The sequence below is a fragment of the Novosphingobium sp. FG90 genome (assembly GCF_057808725.1).
Genome location: NZ_JBMDIO010000004.1, coordinates 12593 through 28933, shown reverse-complemented (window position 1 = coordinate 28933; position 16341 = coordinate 12593). Strand labels below are relative to the sequence as shown.

Genomic DNA, 16341 nt, shown 5'->3' with positions numbered 1-16341 from the left:
AACGATAGTTGGCCGTAACAGGCCAGCGGTCCCAGCTTTCGCTGGGATGATGGGAAAGGGTTTCAACTCTCCGCGAACGTATAGGGCTGCGCGGCACGGCGGTAGTCGTCCGCCAGCACGTCGCGCCCGATCGGCGGGACCGAGCGGGCGGTGCATTCCGCTCGCTGGCACAGGCGGCAGGTGACGCCGATCGGCGTCGTCGGCGCGCCCGCCGGGTCCACACCTCCGGCATAGACCAGCCGCCCCGCCTGCTCCGCCGCGCAGGCGAGAGCCACCGCGCGCACCACCCGCGCACCGCCGTAGCCTGCTGCCCCACCGGTCACCGTGCGCGCGATCGAGAAGAAGCGCTCCCCGCCCGGCAGTTCGAGCCATTGCGGCACGATCTCGCCCGGACGGCGAAACACCTGATGCACGCTCCACAAGGGGCACCCGCCGCCATGCGCGGCGAAGGGGAAGCCCGCACCGTCCAGCCGCTTGGAGACATTGCCCGCCTCGTCCACGCGGATGAAGAAGAAGCCGACGCGCTCCTCCCCCGGCCGCTGCAGCGTGGTGAGGCGATGCGCCACCTGCTCGAAACTGGCGCCGAACAGCGCGCACAGGGCGTCGATGTCGTAGCGCCGCTGATCGGCCGCGCGGGCGAAGCGGCCGTAGGGCATGACGATCGCCGCCGCCGCATAGCCCGCCAGCGCGCGCAGCAGCAGCGTCGCGGTGGTACGGCTGGAAAACGCCTCGGCCCGGATCGTCTGCTTGATCTCCGAACGCAGCGCGGTGTGGGCGACATGCGTGGCGATCTGGAACGCGCGGCTGGCATGGTCGAGCGTGTCGGCGATCAGCAATTGCTGGTTGTGCCGGTCGAAACGGCGCAGCGAATCGACCAGCACGTCAGGCGGCAGGAAGCGTACCCGCACGCCCTTCGCGCCGAGCCAGTCGGTCGCCCCGCCTGCCTTCTCGATCTCGCCCGCCAGTTCCTCGGCGCGGGTATCGAGCGCGTGGAAGTAGTTGCGGTTGGCGGCAAGGAAGCGCTGCGCCTCGCGCACGGGCTCATTCTCGTCCGCCATCGGCCCGGCGGCGCGCTGTTCGGCCAGCGCCTGCGCCTCGCGGGTATAGGCCTGATGCAGCCGCAAGAGCGCTTCGGAGACGCCGGGAAAGCTGGTGGCGAGGTCGGCGACTTCCAGCTTGGGCAGGTCGATGTCGGCGAAGATCGGGTCGCGCAGTACGTCGGTCAGGCGGCGCGCGTAGTCCTCCCCGTCGTCTCCTGCGATGTCGGCGATGTCGAGGCGGTAGGTCTTCGCCAGCCGCAGCAGCATGTCCGCCGTCACCGGACGCTGGTTGCGTTCCAGCAGGGCGACGTAGCTGGGCGAGATATCCAGATCGTCGGCCATCGCCTGCTGCGTCAGGCCGAGTTCCCGGCGCAGGCGGCGCAGGCGCGGACCAAGGTACAGGGGACGATTCTCTGCCATTGCACTCCCTATCCAACCCCCCGTCATCCCAGCGAAGGCTGGGCCCGCTGACCTGTTACGGCCAACTATCGTCAGGACACCTTGCCGATAGTTGGGCTCTACACTGCCAGCGGTCCCAGCCTTCGCTGGGATGACGAAGTGGCTTTTACAGCCGCCTTGTAATTACCACACAACTTTACAAAGAACATCTGTAAAGTTTGACAACAGCACCTCGCGCGCCATTCCGCCGCGCCGTCACCGCGACTACCTCGGCTCCATCGAAAGCAATCGCATCTGCGAAGAGGAACTCAAAGCGTGACCTACCAGAGCAAGATCATCGAAGCCGGCACCACGATCGGCACCGAGACCCACTGGAACGGGATCGAGGCCGAATCGGTCGCCCGCATGCGCCTGCAGAACCGCTTCCAGACCGGCCTCGACATCGCCCGCTACACCGCGCGCATCATGCGCGAGGATATGGCGGCTTACGATCTCGACCCCGCCAACTACACACAGTCGCTGGGCTGCTGGCACGGCTTCATCGGCCAGCAGAAGATGATCTCCATCAAGAAGCACTTCGGCACCACCAAGGGGCGCTACCTGTACCTCTCGGGCTGGATGGTCGCGGCATTGCGCAGCGAGTTCGGCCCGCTGCCCGACCAGTCGATGCACGAGAAGACGTCGGTTCCGGCGCTGATCGAGGAACTGTACACCTTCCTGCGCCAGGCCGATGCGCGCGAACTGGGCGGCCTGTTCCGCGATCTCGACAAGGCCCGCGAGGGCGGTGACGAGGTGGAGGCCAAGCGCATCGAACACGCCATCGACGCCTACGAAACGCACGTGGTGCCGATCGTCGCCGACATCGACGCAGGCTTCGGCAATGCGGAGGCGACCTACCTCCTCGCCAAGAAGTTCATCGAGGCGGGCGCCTGCTGCATCCAGATCGAGAACCAGGTCTCGGACGAAAAGCAGTGCGGTCACCAGGACGGCAAGGTCACCGTCCCGCACGAGGACTTCATCGCGAAGATCCGCGCGGTCCGCTACGCCTTCATGGAACTGGGCGTCGATGAGGGCCTGATCGTGGCGCGCACCGACTCGCTCGGCGCCGGCCTCACCAAGCAGATCGCCTTCACCCGTGAAGCGGGCGACATCGGCGACCAGTACAACGCCTTCCTCGATTGCGAGGAAGTCGAGACGGTCGGCCACGGCGACGTTCTCATCAGCCGGGACGGCAAGCTGCTTCGCCCCAAGCGCCTGCCCAGCAACCTCTACCAGTTCCGTTCGGGAACCGGCGAGGACCGCTGCGTGCTCGACAGCATCCACGCCCTGCAGAACGGCGCGGACCTGCTGTGGATCGAGACCGAGAAGCCGCACATCGGCCAGATCGGCGGAATGGTCAGCCGCATCCGCGAGGTGATCCCGAACGCCAAGCTGGTCTACAACAACTCGCCCAGCTTCAACTGGACGCTCAACTTCCGCCAGCAGGTCTTCGATGCCTGGCAGGCGGCGGGCAAGGACGTCTCGGCCTTCGACCGGGGGCGCCTGATGAGCATCGACTACGACGCCACCGAGCTGGCGGCAGAGGCCGACGAGCGCATCCGCACCTTCCAGAAGGACGCGGCGCGTGAGGCGGGCATCTTCCACCACCTCATCACCCTGCCGACGTACCACACCGCCGCGCTGTCGACCGACAATCTGGCGAAGGAATACTTCGGTGACGCCGGGATGCTCGGCTACGTGAAGGGCGTGCAGCGCGAGGAGATCCGCCAGGGTATCGCCTGCGTGAAGCACCAGAACATGGCCGGCTCCGACCTCGGCGACGACCACAAGGAATACTTCGCCGGCGAGGCGGCGCTGAAGGCCGGCGGCGCGCACAACACGATGAACCAGTTCGCTGCCTGAGGCAGCGGGGGAACCAGTTCGCTGCCTGAGGCAGCGGGGGAACCAGTTCGCAGCGTAAGTTCGACGACGGGTGCGCGCTCCGCACCCGTCACATCCACCCCGTCACCCTGAACTTGTTTCAGGGTCCATCAAGCCGATAGCTCAGTGGCTGAAACGGCAAACCGACAGGGCAGCGCGCGCCGGAACGCTCCGGGACCAACTGCCCGATGGATCCTGAAACAAGTTCAGGATGACGGGAAACGAGAAGCCGGAGGGGCAGTCCCTCCGGACGGGGAAGCACCCCGCAAAGCAAGCAAGGAAAGGACATAGCATGACCACCATGACCGCAGAACCGACCCGCGCGCGCGCGGTGCTCTCGAACGAGGACTTCAAGCTCCTGCAGGAAGCCGTCGTCTTCTACCTCAAGGCGCACGAGGACGATCCGATCTCGTCCAAGTACTCCAACCTGTACCACCGCCTCGGCAGCGCCGTCCGCCGTTGAAGGCCGTTTCTAGAGTTTTCCTGGGGAGGAAAGCTTGGCCCGTCGCACCTCGTGCGGCGGGCCATTTGCATTCGCGGGGAGCAGAAATGATCGTCGGTCGCTTACCAAAAATTCATCCCTCAGAGCCTTGAAAATCCGCGCCCCGGTTAGTCATGTCTTTGTCGCCATAGGCAGAAAATTAACCTGATGCCTCATAGCCTGCTCCAAACCAGATGGGGATCTGCGTTGTATTTGGGGTTTAAACAGGACGTAACCGGCGAAGAACTCGCGCTCACCCTAGCGGAGGGCGGCGACTTGCCTTCGCTCGACACCGCGCTGCAGGCTGCATCGCTGGCGGAAACGCGCCTGCGCGAGGCGATCGAGGCGATTCCGCAGGGCATCGTGTTCCTCGACGAGGAGGATCGCTACATCCTCTGGAACCAGCAGTACGCGCAGATTTACGAGAAGTCGGCGGACCTGCTGAAGCGGGGCGCCAAACTGGGCGACGCACTGCGCATCGGCATCGCGCGGGGTGACTATCCCGAAGCGCTCGGACGCGAGGAGGAGTGGCTGGCCAGCCGCCTCGACCTGCTGCGCCAGCCCTCTCGCCGTCACGAACAGTGGCTGTCGAACGGGCGCTGCATCATGATCGAGGAGCGCCGCCTCGACAGCGGCGGTTCGATCGGCGTGCGCGTCGACATCACCGACCTCAAGCAGAAGGAAGAAGCCTTCCGCCTGCTGTTCGAGCGCAATCCGCTGGCGATGTTCGTCTATGATCGCGAGAGCGGCTGCATCCGCACCGCCAACGAAGCCGCATGTGCGCTGTTCGGCTACACCACGCCCGAAATGGTCGATCTTCCGGCCGAAGAACTGTTCCCCGCCGCATCGCGTGCCCGCGCCGCCGAACTGCTCGTCACCGACCGTGCCGACACCGGCGACAGCTGGAAGATGCTGCGGCGCGACGGCGGCTGCATCGAGACGGTAATCGCCACGCGCCTCTCCGACCTGGAGGGCTTTTCCGGCACCATCGTCTCGATTTTCGACGTCACCGAGCGCCGCCGCATCGAGCAGCGCATGGCGCACATGGCGCGCCACGACGAACTCACCGGCCTTGCCAACCGATCGCATTGTCGCACTTACCTCAACGAACTGCTGACCGATGCCGGCCCGCACGACACCGTGACGCTGGCAATGGTCGATCTCGATCATTTCAAGCCGGTCAACGATACCTACGGTCATCACTTCGGCGACATCGTGCTTACCGAGGCGGCCCGCCGCATGCGGGAACTGATTCCGCCCGAAGCCCTGCTGTGCCGCATCGGCGGCGACGAGTTCGCGCTGATCTTCCGCCGCTCCAGCATGACGCAGGCGGAACTGGTGTCCAAGTCGATCATCACTACCCTGTCGGAGCCGTTCTTCGTGCAGGGGCACATGATCCACATCGGCGCGACGGTCGGCGTCGCTTCAGCGCCTTACGACACCCGTGATCCCGAGACGCTGCTGCGCTACGCCGACCTCGCGCTCTACGCCGCCAAGGGCGAGCGGCGCGGAAGTTGCCGCAGCTTCGAATCGGGGATGGACGCAGCCGCGCAGGAAAAGAACCGCCTCGAGATCGACCTGCGCGCCGCCGTGCGCGAAGGCAGACTGGAAGTGCACTACCAGCCCATCGTCGACCTCCAGAGCGGACAAGTGGAGTGCTACGAGGCGCTGCTGCGCTGGAACCATCCCGAACGCGGCAGAGTGCCGCCCGACGTTTTTGTCCCGCTCGCCGAGGAGATCGGCCTGATCGACCAGATCGGCCGCTTCGTGCTCGGCAGTGCGTGCAGCGCGGCGATGCAGTGGCCCGATCACGTCAAGGTCGCGGTCAACGTCTCGCCGCTGCAGTTCCGCAACGGCAACCTGCTGAGCACGGTGATCAACGCCCTCTCCACCTCGGGCCTTGCCGCCGAGCGTCTGGAACTGGAGATCACCGAGGCGGTGCTGATGGAAAAAGGCCCGCGCCCTTCCGCGATCATCCGCAACTTGCGCGCCTTCGGCATCGGCATCTCGCTCGACGATTTCGGGACCGGCTATTCCTCGCTGAGCTACCTGCTCAACTACCCCTTCACCAAGATCAAGATCGACAAGTCGTTCATCCTGAACCTGCACCACGAGGCCAACTCACGCGCCGTCATCCGCGCCGTGATCGGCCTCGGCCGCAGCCTCGGCCTGATCGTGACGGCCGAGGGGATCGAAAGCGACATGGAACGCGAATACCTGCGTGACGAGGGCTGCACCCAGGGACAGGGCTACCTGTTCGGCAAGGCGATGCCTACGGGGGCTTCGACGAGCTCAGCCTGAATGGAATTGGGAGGTCTGCTCCAACCCCGCTCACCCTGAGCGTGTCGAAGGGTCACAGCCGACCTCGCAACCTCGTTCCGTCACGCCACCAGCGCGCGGCGACAGAATTCCCACAGCTCGGCCGCCAGTTCCTCGCGCCCGGTGCGGTCGGGGATGCCCTCTTCTTCCGCCAGCAGCACGGTATGCACGGTGGTCGAGACGAGGTTGTAGACCAGTCGCGCCTGCAATTGCGGATCGGCCTGCCGGAACACGCCGGTCGCGATCCCGCCCGTCACGTGTCCCGCGATCAGGTCGAGCAGCGGTTCCAGCGCCGAGTTCAGTTCGGAAGGCCGCGTCTGGGCGAGCCGCAAGTGCTCCCGGCTGAGCGCTGCCCCGCGTCGGTTCGCCCCCATCCGGTCCTGCCCGAGCTGGCCCACCACGATCCCGGTCACGATCAAGCGCAGCGCCTCCACCGGCCCTTCGCACCGCGCGGTAATCTCCCGGAACTGCAGCGCCGCCGCACGCAGCGAGCTGTCGAATACCGCCAGCACGAGATCGTCCTTGCCCTGGAACCGTTCGTAGAACGCCCGCCGCGCCAGCCCCGCCCGCGCCAGCACCGCGCGGATCGTCAGCCCCTCCAGCCCCGCTTCGTCGAGCAGGTCGTAGGCAGTGCGGATGAGCAGGAGCGTGCGATCGCCCTCGGACGTCTCGGGCGCGGTGAACAGCGGCGGATAGGCGGTCGTCATGCTCCTTGCGCTACGCCCGTGCGCGGCCCCGGTCCAGCCCCGCGCTTCCCGCGATTGACTTGGCCGCCCCCACGGGCGTAAAAGAATGAGAACAATGTTCTCACAGGATAACGAGAGAGGAAACCATGCCGCAGGTCACTTACGTCGATCATGACGGGCACGAGACGCGCGTCGACGTGCCGCTGGGCGAAAACGTCATGCGCGGGGCGCTCTACAGCGGGATCGAGGGCATCGTCGGCGAGTGCGGCGGCGGTCTCTCCTGCGCGACGTGCCACTGCTACGTCGACGAGGACTGGATCGACACCACCGGCGGCCCCTCCTCCGATGCCGAGGCCGAACTGCTGGAACAGGTAGCGACCGAGCTTCGCCCCTCCAGCCGCCTGTCGTGCCAGATCGAGATCACCCCCGCGCTCGACGGGCTCATCGTCCACCTGCCCGAAACGCAGTTCTGAGGGAGAGGACGCCATGCCGATCGACGCCGCCAATCCCGTCCCGCCCAGCTTCCCGCGCCACGTCGGGATGGACCAGGTTCCCGCCCATGTACCGCCCGAACTGATCCGCCAGTCAGGGCTCACCTTCGGACCGGACTTTCTTGCGAACCCCCACGACTTCATGGCCGCGCTGCATGAAAAGCAGCCGCCGATCTATTACGACGTCAGCCCGATGGGCAACATGTGGCACCTCATCAAGCATGAGGATGCGCTGTTCGGCCTGCGCCACCCGGACGTCTTCTCCAACGAGGGCGCCACGCCCTTCCCGCGCGACCCGGACGACTATTTCTATTTCATCCCGATCGAGATCGACCCGCCGCACCATCGCAAGTACCGCAACATCGTCGACCCAGTGTTCAGCCCCCAAGGCGTGCTCAAGCTGGAAGAGCAGATCCGCCGGCGCGCCAACGACCTGATCGACGCGATCGAGGCAAAGGTGGCTGCCGGAGAAACCTGCGAGTTCACCGAGGACTACGGCCGCCCGCTGCCGGTTTCGGTGTTCCTCGATATCATGGGGCTGCCGCAGGACATGCGCGACGAGTTCGTCGACTGGGCGGTGAAGCTGCTCCATTCGAACGACCGCGCGATCATGGCGGACTCGATGCGCAAGATCACCGCCTACCTCAAGCAGGCGATCGAGGAGAAGAAGGCGAACCCGGACGACGGCGTCGTCAGCCGCATCGCCCATTCCGCCCCGGATGGCGTGCCGCTGTCGGACAAGGAAATCTTCGGCTTCGTCTGCTTCCTGTTCATCGGCGGGCTCGACACCGTGTTCGCGACGCTGAACAACATCTGGCTCTACCTTGCCGAGCATCCCGAAAAGCTGGCCGAGATCCATTCCCGCCCGCAGGACATCGACAGGATCGTCGAGGAACTGCTGCGCCGCTGGTCGGTCACGTTCTCGGGCCGGGTCCTCGACAAGGACTACGAGATGCGCGGCGTACAGATGAAGAAGGGCGACCGCGTCACCTTCATCCTCCCCGCCTGCAACTTCGACCCCGAAGTGTTCCCGAACCCGAAGGAGGTCGATTTCGACCGGCCGCGCAAGACGATCCTCGCCTTTACCGTGGGCGTGCACAGTTGCATGGGTGCGCACCTCGCCCGGCTCGAGGTGAAGATCGCCCTCCAGGAATGGCTGAAGCGCATCCCCGCCTTCTCGGTGAAGCCGGGCACGCGGATCGAGTACCGTCCCGGCGGCGTCATCGGACCGGAGCACCTGCCGCTGGTCTGGTAAGGCCTCACCCCACCTTGCGGGGCGGCCTTGCGAAAATTGCGAGCAGGGCCGCCTCGAACGCCTCGGGGCGCTCGTACATCGCCCAGTGCCCTGCTTCCTCGACGACGCGGAACTCGGCGTCGGGCTGGACCGTGCGGAGCGCCGCCTTCTGCGCGGCGGGGTCCGGATGCGGCAGGTCGTGCGCACCCCAGATCGCATCCACGGCCACCCTTACCGCCGGCAGTACCTTAACCAGCCGATCGGGCAGAACCAGCGGCGATGCATGAAGACGCGCGGCCTTGGCCGTCGGCAACAGCATGTGGATCGCAAGGTCGTCCGCACTGTCCGGGTGATGGAGCATCAGCCCAAGCAGGTTCGCCTTGAGCGCGGCAAGGCGGGCTTCGCCCGTCAGCCCGCTGATCCGCCCCAGGCGCGGATGCCCCATCGGCGTATCCAGCCCGCCGCAGCCGACGATGACCAGCCGATGCGCCACACCGGGATGCAACGCGGCCAGATGCGCCAGCGCCACTCCCCCGAACGAGAAGCCGCACAAGTCGACGGGCAGCCTTCCAGCCCCGAGGATATCGTTCAGCCCTTCTGCCAGTGCCGCCGAGATGCCGGCGTGATCCTCGCTCGCGGGCATGGCGGAATCGCCGTGTCCCGGCAGGTCGGGCACGATGAGTTGCCGGTGGCGGGACAATCGCTCGATGTTACGGACCCAATGCGTCCATGACCCTTGCGCACCGTGCGCAAGAACCAGCGGCACCCCCTCTCCCCAGATCCGCCAAACCATTGTCCCGTCGCCGCAGGATGTCTCGACCCGGCGCGCCTGCGACTCGAGCGAATCGAGGACGGCCTGCGGGTCCGGTTCCTGTCCCGATTCAGCGGTGTCGATGCCCATTCGGGTCATGCCTCTCTCCTTCGCATCCCATCGGATCATCGGTGGAAAGGATGCGCAACAGGTGCCCGCCAATCATCGCCCACCGAGTATCGCTGATGACAGCGCAGGACATGCAACACCGCAGAAACGCGCGGGAAATGGGCGACGAAAAAATCGCATGTTGCGCAGCATGAAATGCATTTCCCGCTTTGCCAAAGCCGGATTCTTGTGCAATGTGGTTGGTGAAAGGTTCATGTAACCTTACCGGTGTTGGGAGAGAGCGCGCCGGGGATGAGATAATCACTCCGGCGCGCCGATTTCCTCGCAGATGCAGCAAAAGCTGCCTGATCCACCAACTTTCGACAATCTCCCTGATTTGCACGGGTTTGGCAACCCCTCATCGTAGCGATACGGCGCCCGGGAGCCTCGTACTTTAGACCCATCGCCGCGTTGCAACATAGGCTGACGCCCGGAAAACCGCGGATCGTGCGCCCGGAGCGATTCGCTCGGGGTGGGACAATATGTCCTGATCGCGCAGGCGATCCCCTGACGCATTTGCTCCCGCCCACGCGCTTGGCTAGATCGTGGCGTCGTGAACGCCCTGCCGCCCTCTCCCGCTCGCCAGCTCTGGGCGATCACCCTGCCCGCGATGCTGACCAACGTGGCGACCGCGCTGTTCGGCCTTGCAGACATGTGGGCGATCGGTCGGCTTGGCGACGCCCCCGCGCAAGGCGCCGTCGAACTTGGCGCGAAGTTCATGCTGGGCCTGCTCAACGTGTTCAATTTCCTGCGCACCAGCACCGTGGCGTTGACCGCTCAAAGCAGAGGGCGCGGCGAGCATGATGCCGCCGGGGGCGATGCGGGTGAGACACTGGCGCGCGCGATGGCCGTCGCTCTCGGCATTGGCGCGGTGCTGCTCATGGCCATGCCGCTGGCGGTGCCCCTCGGCCTGGACCTGCTCGGTGCCGAGGGGCCGGTGCGCGATGCCGCCCGCAGCTATGTCGCGATCCGATACTGGGCTGGGCCGGTGTGGCTGGCGAACTGCGTGCTGGTGGGCTGGCTGATCGGACGGCGCAAGGTGCGCCATGTGCTCGTCGTCGAGATCGTCGCCAACCTCGTCCACATCGCACTCGACCTGCTGCTGGTGCTCGTCGTGGGCTGGGGCGTCGCGGGCGTGGCGACGGCGACGGTAAGTTCGGAAGGGCTCAAGTTCCTCCTCCTCGCCGCGATCGTCGTGCGCAAGGGCGCGGCGGGCGAGGCGCTGGCGGCGCTCGGCCGCAAGCGAACGTGGGCGCGCGGCGAACTGGCGCGCCTCTTCGCGCTCAACCGCGACCTGTTCGTGCGCACGCTGCTGCTGACCGGCTCGATCCTGCTGTTTGCCCGCGTCGGTGCCCGCGCGGGGCCGGTGACGCTCGCCGCCAACGGCGTGCTGTTCCAGATCTTCATGCTGGCGACGCTGCTGCTCGACGGGTTCGAGAGCGGCGCGCAAGTGCTCTGCGGAGAGGCGCTCGGCGCGCAGTCGCGGGCGCGCTTCACCGCCGCCGTGCACGCGGCGCTGGTGTGGGGCGGCGTGACCGGGCTCTCCGTCGCGGTGCTCTATGCGCTGGCCGGAGCGCGCCTTGCTGCGGCGTTCAGCACCGATCCCGCCGTGATCGCCGCAACAGCGCAGTACGCACCCTGGCTGGCGCTGCTGCCGGTGCTCGGCGTCTCCTCCTTCGTGTTCGACGGAGTGTTCGTCGGCGCCGGTTGGACGCGGGCGATGCTGGGGACGATGGCGGCGGCGATGGCGGGCTATCTCGTCCTGCTATGGACGCTCCAGCCGCTCGGCAACCATGGGCTGTGGGCGGCTTTCGCGGTGTTGTTCGGTGGCCGCGCGGTGGGTCAGGCGCTCATGCTGCCGCGCCTGGTCCGGCGCGGCTTCAGCGCTTCCTGAAGACGAGCATGAGGTTGTTGGCCGGCATCTCGACGAGGCGGTCGAAGGCGAGCCCGTTGTCCAGCGCGCAGGCGCGCACGGTCTCAACGCTGCGCAGGCCCCATTGCGGGTTGCGCCGCTTGAGATCCTCGTCGAAGGCCGCGTTGCTGGGCTCGAGCGTCAGCCCCCCGCGCCGATAGGGACCGTAGAGCACCAGCGGATAGCCCGATTCCAGCACCCGCGCGGCACCGGCCATGAGGCCCTCGGTCGCGTTCCAGGGGCTGATGTGGATCATGTTGATGCAGACGACCGCCTGTGCCTCAGCCACCGGCCATTCCTGCGAAGCCGCGTCCAGTTCCAGCGGCGCGCGCAGGTTCGCCAGTCCCGCCTGCTCCGCCCACGCCGCGATCGAGGCGCGGGCCTGAACGTCGGGATCGGTCGGCTGCCAGACGAGGTCGGGCAAGGCGGCAGCGAAGTGGACAGCATGTTCGCCGGTGCCGCTGGCGACCTCCAGCACATGCCCCGACACCGGCAGTACATCGCGCAGGACCGACAGGATCGGGTCACGGTTGCGGGCAGTGGCGGGAGCCTCTCGGCGGGCATCGTTTTCCATTGGCTTGCAATGGGATCAGCAGCCCGCGTCGGCAAGGGCCAACTGCGCCCGAAAGGTGCGTCGGCCGGATGGAAAGCGGGGGGACTGGGGGGCTGTCTGTGCTTTCGGTCCGGCCGACGCGCCGGCATCTCCTGTTTCGGGGGCGGAGACGCCGGCTGTCTCGATCAGTGCCCTGAAGAGGGCTTCACGTTCTTGGGCGGGCGCGGGGCCAGCCAGATGGTCATCGCGGCAAGGAACAGGGCGATGGCGCTGATCACGAACAGTTCGCCCGTCGCGACCGCTGTACCCTGGTTCTCGACCAGCTGCGCGATCGCTACGCGCGCCTGCTCGGCACTGAAGCCCTGCTGCTGGAGCGCCTGCGAGGTCGCGTCCGCCCCGTTGAGCACGCCAGACAGGTCAGCGCTGCGCGAGCGCGACATGTCGCTCCACACGGTAGTGATGATCGCCGTCGCCACCGCGCCTGCAAGGGTTCGCCCGAAGTTGGCGATACCGGCGGCGGAGGCCGTCTCGTGCGGCTGCACCGAACTGAGGCTGATCGTCGTCAGCGGCACGATCATCAGCGAGACGCCGACCCCCTGCAGCAGTTGCGGGATGGCGATCGTCCAGAACGTGATGTCGGTCGACCAGGTCATGCGCATCAGCGAACACACGCCGATCCACGAGACGCCGACGAACACCAGCAGGCGCGGATCGAACCGCTTCATCAGCGCAGGCACGAAAGGCGATGCGACCACCGCCAGCACGCCCGAGAACGCCATCGCCCTGCCCGCCTCGGTCGCGGTGTAGCCCATCGAGGTCTGCAACCACTGCGGGATGATCACGATAGAGGCAAAGTACGTACCGAAGGCGATCGTCAGCGAGGCCGTCGAGGCGGAGAACCCTCGATAACGGAACACACTGAGGTTCACGATCGGGTGTTCCTCGGTCAGTTCCCATATCAGGAAGGCGATGAAGAACACGCCCGCTATGCACGCCAGCGCGACGATCTTGGTGGACGAGAACCAGTCCTCGTCACGGCCGAGATCGAGCATCATCTGGAACGCGCCGACGAAGATCACCAGCAGCGCCAGCCCGATCTTGTCGATCGGCAGCTTCTGGGTCGGCGTTTCCTGCCCGCGCAGCAGCACCGCCACGCCGAAGAAGATCAGCGCCACGATCGGCACGTTGATGAAGAAGATCCACTCCCACGACCAGTTGTCGGAGATGTAGCCGCCCAGGATCGGACCGGCGATCGGCGCGGTCACGACCGTCATCGCCCACATCGCCATGGCCTTGGGCTGCATCTCCTTGGGGAAGATCTTCAGCATCAGCGTCTGCGTCAGCGGCATCAGCGGCCCGCCGCAGAAGCCCTGCCCGAGACGGAAGATGACCAGCGCCGAGAGCGTCCCCGAAAGCCCGCACAGCGTCGAGAATATCCCGAAGCCGATCAGCGAGAACATGAACACCCGCAAGGTGCCGAAGCGGTTGGCGAGCCAGCCCGTCAGCGGCACGCAGATCGCCTCGGCGACCGCATAGGACGTGATGACCCAGGTGCCGCTCGACACCGAGACGGCAAGGCCGCCCGCGATGTGCGGCACCGAGACGTTGGCGATCGTGGTGTCGAGCACGACGATGAAGTTGGCCATGGCGAGCACGAAGCCCGCCAGGATCAGCCTGGCGCCGGTCAGCGGGGGGCCGCCTTCCTGCGCCGCTGCAGCCGGAGCGCCGCCGGCCATCAGTCGTTGTCCGTCAGGTCGATCTCGGCTTCCATCGACAGGCCGATGCGCAGCGGATGTTCCTTCAACTCCTTGGGATCGAGCTGGATGCGCACCGGCAGGCGCTGCACCACCTTGATCCAGTTGCCGGTCGCGTTCTGCGCCGGGATCAGCGAGAACGCCGCGCCGGTGCCGCCCGAAAAGCCGACGACCTTGCCGTGGTAGACCACGTCGCCGCCGTAGAAGTCGGAAGTCAGCTCGGCCTTCTGGCCCGAGCGGACCTTGCCGAGCTGGTCTTCCTTGAAATTCGCATCGACGTACAGCTCACCCACCGGCACGACGGTCATCGCCGCCTGCCCGCTCTGGATGCGCTGGCCGACCTGGATGCTGCGCCGGGACACGACGCCGTCGATCGGCGCGCGCACGATGGTGCGTTCGAGGTCGAGCTTCGCCTGCTCCAGCTGGGCCTGCGCCTGCAGGATCTCCGGTGCGGTCTGCAGGGTCGTGCCCTTGGTGAGCGCGACGGCGGCCTCTTCCTGGCGGCGGGCACTGCGGGCGTTTTCCTGCGCCTGCGAAACGGCAGCCTGAGCCTGCTGGTAGGATGCCTTGGCCGAGTCCAGCGCCTGACGCGCGGTGGTCAGTTCCTCGTTCGACACCGCACCGGTGCCCGAAAGGGCGGCACGGCGCTTGTAGTCTTCCTGAGCCTTGGTCAGCGTCGCCTGCGCGGAGGCGAGCCCGGCGCGCGCGGTGTTGATCTGCGCGTCGCTCGCCCCTGCGGCGGCGCCCAGCGCCGCGTTGTTGGCGATCGACTGGCCGTAACGGCGCTGCATCATCGCAAGGTTGGCTTCGGCCTGCTGGACCGCGATCTTCTGGTCGGAGTCCTCGATGCGGAACAGCAGCTGGCCCTTGCGCACCGGCTGGGTGTCGGTGACGAGCACCTCGATCACGCGGCCAGAGGTCAGCGGGGTGACCTGCGCGTTCTCACCGGCGACATAGGCATTGTCGGTCGAGACGGTGCGGCTGCCGATGAATTCCGCATAGAGGAACCACAGGCCGCCGATCACCACGACCGCGCCGCCGAGGCCGAGCAGGAGGTTCTTGCGCTTGCTCTTGTCCACGACGGTTTCGGGAGCGGCTTCGCCGTTAGGGGTCTGGTCACTCATCGGAGGTGGCTTTCTTGGCTGAATCGTCTGCATATCCGCCGCCCAGGGCGCGCTTGAGCGCGACTTCGCTGGCGAGCGTGGCGAAGTGGGCGTCGACCGCGCCGAGGCGGGTGTCGAGCGCGGTGGTCTCGGCGCTGAGCACGTCGATGTAGGTGCTCAGGCCGGCCTTGTAGCGCTGGAGCGCAAGGCCGTAGGCGGCATTGGCCTCGGTCCGGGCTTCGAACGCATGGCGCTCCTGCTCGGCGGCCGAGGTGCGGGTGGAAAGCGCGTCGGCGACTTCCTGAAGCGCGCCGATCACCGACTTGTTGTAGCTGGCGACCATCGTGTCATAGCCGCCGCGCGCGAGGCGATAGCGGCCCGAAAGCGCGCCGCCCTGGAAGATCGGCAGGCTCACCGCCGCGCCCGCGCTGCCATAGTCCGAACCGTCGTCGAACAAGTGCGAGATGCCGAGCGAGCTGAGGCCGATGAGGCCGCTCAGCGAAATGTCGGGAAGGAACGACTTCTTGGCGTACTCGACGCCCTTGTCGGCCGCCTGCACCAGCTTGCGCGCCATGACGATGTCGGGGCGGCGACCGGCGAGTGCGATACCCGCATCGGTCGGCACCGGCGTCGCGGCGATCTTCGCGATCGACGGGGGGGTGAGCGTCAGGGTGCGGTCGGGACCGGCGCCGAGCAGCGCCGCGAGCGCGTGGCGGCGCTTCTCGATCTGTTCGCGGTTGGCGGCGACGTCGATGCGCGCGCGGGCGGCTTCGGCGTTGGACTGGCGCAGCGGGCTCTGGTTGTCGAGGCCCTGCGTCACGCGCTGGCCGACCAGCTTGGCCGAGCTTTCACGCGCGGCCAGCGTCTCGTCGAGCACCTTCTGGCGTTCGAGCAGGCGGCCGAGGTCGAAGTAGGACGACACGACTTCGGAGGCGAGCACCAGTTCGGCCTGTCGCTCGTCGGCGACGGCGGCTTCGGCAGCAGACGTCGCGGCAGCGAGCAGCGCGCGGTTCTTGCCCCAGATGTCGAGGTTGAGGTTGGCGGACAAGGCAAGCATGCCATAGTCCTTCCAGCCCTTCGGCAGCGCTTCTGCCGGGGTGCCGTTGTTGTAGCTCTGCTTCTCGACCGAGGCGGAACCCTGCCCGCCGATCTTGGGCAGCAGCGCGGCGCGCGAGGATTCGAGCGCGCCCTGTGCCTGACGGATGCGGGCCAGCGCGGTGGCGACATCGGGCGAACCCTTGATCGCCTCGTCCACCAGACCGTCGAGCTGGGGATCGCCGTAAGCGGCCCACCAGCGCTCCTGCGGCCATTCGGCAGCGGTGCCCTGGATCGAGGCGGCGCTGTCGAGGGTCGACGGCGGGCGCAGTTCGGGACGTGGCCCAAGGTCGGGCGCACCGCACCCGGCGAGCGAGCTGGAGGCGATCAGCAAGGCGGCCGTCGCGACTCGGGGGGAGAATTTTGTACTCATCGGTACGGTCCAAATCGTTTGCCGGCTTGTTTCTGTCAATAAAAAACTGTACTGCAGAGTAC

At 66.6% G+C, this 16341-nt stretch carries 13 protein-coding genes; 6 read left to right on the top strand and 7 right to left on the bottom strand.

The genetic code is table 11. The features are described 5' to 3' along the window. Positions 1–62 precede the first annotated feature (62 nt). Positions 63–1460, bottom strand: a complete 1398-nt coding sequence (locus ACODRZ_RS04895; RefSeq protein WP_488969935.1) for a helix-turn-helix domain-containing protein — start codon at positions 1458–1460, stop codon at positions 63–65. A 294-nt stretch (positions 1461–1754) separates the two neighbouring features. Between ACODRZ_RS04895 and ACODRZ_RS04890 the strand changes: the two genes are divergently transcribed. From ACODRZ_RS04890 to ACODRZ_RS04880, 3 genes are all read left to right on the top strand, one after another. After that, the gene (locus ACODRZ_RS04890) at positions 1755–3341 is read left to right on the top strand and encodes an isocitrate lyase (protein ID WP_488969936.1); all 1587 of its coding nucleotides are present in this window, start codon (positions 1755–1757) and stop codon (positions 3339–3341) included. 310 nt (positions 3342–3651) lie between these two features. Further along, on the top strand, positions 3652–3822 hold the full coding sequence (locus ACODRZ_RS04885) for a hypothetical protein (protein WP_488969937.1): 171 nt from the start codon (positions 3652–3654) through the stop codon (positions 3820–3822). 231 nt (positions 3823–4053) lie between these two features. Continuing rightward, complete coding sequence (locus ACODRZ_RS04880; RefSeq protein ID WP_488986170.1) at positions 4054–6141, top strand: putative bifunctional diguanylate cyclase/phosphodiesterase; 2088 nt, start codon at positions 4054–4056, stop codon at positions 6139–6141. Positions 6142–6221: 80 nt separating this feature from the next. On the opposite strand, the gene ACODRZ_RS04875 is transcribed toward ACODRZ_RS04880, so the two are convergent. Further along, positions 6222–6866, bottom strand: coding sequence for a TetR/AcrR family transcriptional regulator (locus ACODRZ_RS04875; RefSeq protein WP_488969939.1), 645 nt, complete (start codon positions 6864–6866; stop codon positions 6222–6224). A 125-nt stretch (positions 6867–6991) separates the two neighbouring features. On the opposite strand from ACODRZ_RS04875, the gene ACODRZ_RS04870 reads away from it, so the two are divergent. Both ACODRZ_RS04870 and ACODRZ_RS04865 read left to right on the top strand, forming a co-directional pair. After that, positions 6992–7318 carry a 2Fe-2S iron-sulfur cluster-binding protein gene (locus ACODRZ_RS04870; RefSeq protein WP_488969940.1) on the top strand — a complete coding sequence of 109 codons (327 nt, stop codon included), beginning with the start codon at positions 6992–6994 and terminating at the stop codon, positions 7316–7318. Positions 7319–7331: 13 nt separating this feature from the next. Then, the gene (locus tag ACODRZ_RS04865) at positions 7332–8591 is read left to right on the top strand and encodes a cytochrome P450 (RefSeq protein WP_488969941.1); all 1260 of its coding nucleotides are present in this window, start codon (positions 7332–7334) and stop codon (positions 8589–8591) included. Between the two features lie 4 nt (positions 8592–8595). Here the strand turns inward: ACODRZ_RS04865 and ACODRZ_RS04860 are convergent, their stop codons facing one another. Further along, the gene (locus ACODRZ_RS04860; RefSeq protein WP_488969942.1) at positions 8596–9480 is read right to left on the bottom strand and encodes an alpha/beta fold hydrolase; all 885 of its coding nucleotides are present in this window, start codon (positions 9478–9480) and stop codon (positions 8596–8598) included. Positions 9481–10099: 619 nt separating this feature from the next. Between ACODRZ_RS04860 and ACODRZ_RS04855 the strand changes: the two genes are divergently transcribed. After that, entirely contained in the window at positions 10100–11383 is a 1284-nt protein-coding gene (locus ACODRZ_RS04855) for an MATE family efflux transporter (protein ID WP_488969963.1), read from the top strand. On the opposite strand, the gene ACODRZ_RS04850 is transcribed toward ACODRZ_RS04855, so the two are convergent. The 4 genes from ACODRZ_RS04850 to ACODRZ_RS04835 all read right to left on the bottom strand — a co-directional run bounded on the left by ACODRZ_RS04850 (position 11370) and on the right by ACODRZ_RS04835 (position 16279). Continuing rightward, positions 11370–11975 (bottom strand): DUF938 domain-containing protein, encoded by a 606-nt coding sequence (locus ACODRZ_RS04850; RefSeq protein ID WP_488969943.1) that lies wholly within the window; start codon positions 11973–11975, stop codon positions 11370–11372. The genes ACODRZ_RS04855 and ACODRZ_RS04850 overlap by 14 nt on opposite strands. Before the next feature lie 164 nt (positions 11976–12139). Then, entirely contained in the window at positions 12140–13690 is a 1551-nt protein-coding gene (locus ACODRZ_RS04845) for a DHA2 family efflux MFS transporter permease subunit (RefSeq protein ID WP_488969944.1), read from the bottom strand. Next, complete coding sequence (locus tag ACODRZ_RS04840) at positions 13690–14832, bottom strand: EmrA/EmrK family multidrug efflux transporter periplasmic adaptor subunit (RefSeq protein ID WP_488969945.1); 1143 nt, start codon at positions 14830–14832, stop codon at positions 13690–13692. The genes ACODRZ_RS04845 and ACODRZ_RS04840 overlap by 1 nt, the downstream gene beginning before the upstream one ends. Beyond that, positions 14825–16279: an efflux transporter outer membrane subunit gene (locus ACODRZ_RS04835; protein WP_488969946.1), complete on the bottom strand. Its 1455-nt coding sequence runs from the start codon at positions 16277–16279 to the stop codon at positions 14825–14827. Before ACODRZ_RS04835 ends, ACODRZ_RS04840 begins: the two co-directional genes overlap by 8 nt. Between the last annotated feature and the right edge of the window lie 62 nt (positions 16280–16341).

What these genes read in the sequence shown, in the direction of transcription:
- ACODRZ_RS04855 (WP_488969963.1), top strand. Translation starts at nt 10,100, where the DNA reads ATGCTGACCAACGTGGCGACCGCGCTGTTCGGCCTTGCAGACATGTGG.
- ACODRZ_RS04835 (WP_488969946.1), bottom strand. Translation starts at nt 16,279, where the DNA reads ATGAGTACAAAATTCTCCCCCCGAGTCGCGACGGCCGCCTTGCTGATC.
- ACODRZ_RS04895 (WP_488969935.1), bottom strand. Translation starts at nt 1,460, where the DNA reads ATGGCAGAGAATCGTCCCCTGTACCTTGGTCCGCGCCTGCGCCGCCTG.
- ACODRZ_RS04875 (WP_488969939.1), bottom strand. Translation starts at nt 6,866, where the DNA reads ATGACGACCGCCTATCCGCCGCTGTTCACCGCGCCCGAGACGTCCGAG.
- ACODRZ_RS04840 (WP_488969945.1), bottom strand. Translation starts at nt 14,832, where the DNA reads ATGAGTGACCAGACCCCTAACGGCGAAGCCGCTCCCGAAACCGTCGTG.
- ACODRZ_RS04845 (WP_488969944.1), bottom strand. Translation starts at nt 13,690, where the DNA reads ATGGCCGGCGGCGCTCCGGCTGCAGCGGCGCAGGAAGGCGGCCCCCCG.
- ACODRZ_RS04865 (WP_488969941.1), top strand. Translation starts at nt 7,332, where the DNA reads ATGCCGATCGACGCCGCCAATCCCGTCCCGCCCAGCTTCCCGCGCCAC.
- ACODRZ_RS04850 (WP_488969943.1), bottom strand. Translation starts at nt 11,975, where the DNA reads ATGGAAAACGATGCCCGCCGAGAGGCTCCCGCCACTGCCCGCAACCGT.
- ACODRZ_RS04885 (WP_488969937.1), top strand. Translation starts at nt 3,652, where the DNA reads ATGACCACCATGACCGCAGAACCGACCCGCGCGCGCGCGGTGCTCTCG.
- ACODRZ_RS04870 (WP_488969940.1), top strand. Translation starts at nt 6,992, where the DNA reads ATGCCGCAGGTCACTTACGTCGATCATGACGGGCACGAGACGCGCGTC.
- ACODRZ_RS04860 (WP_488969942.1), bottom strand. Translation starts at nt 9,480, where the DNA reads ATGACCCGAATGGGCATCGACACCGCTGAATCGGGACAGGAACCGGAC.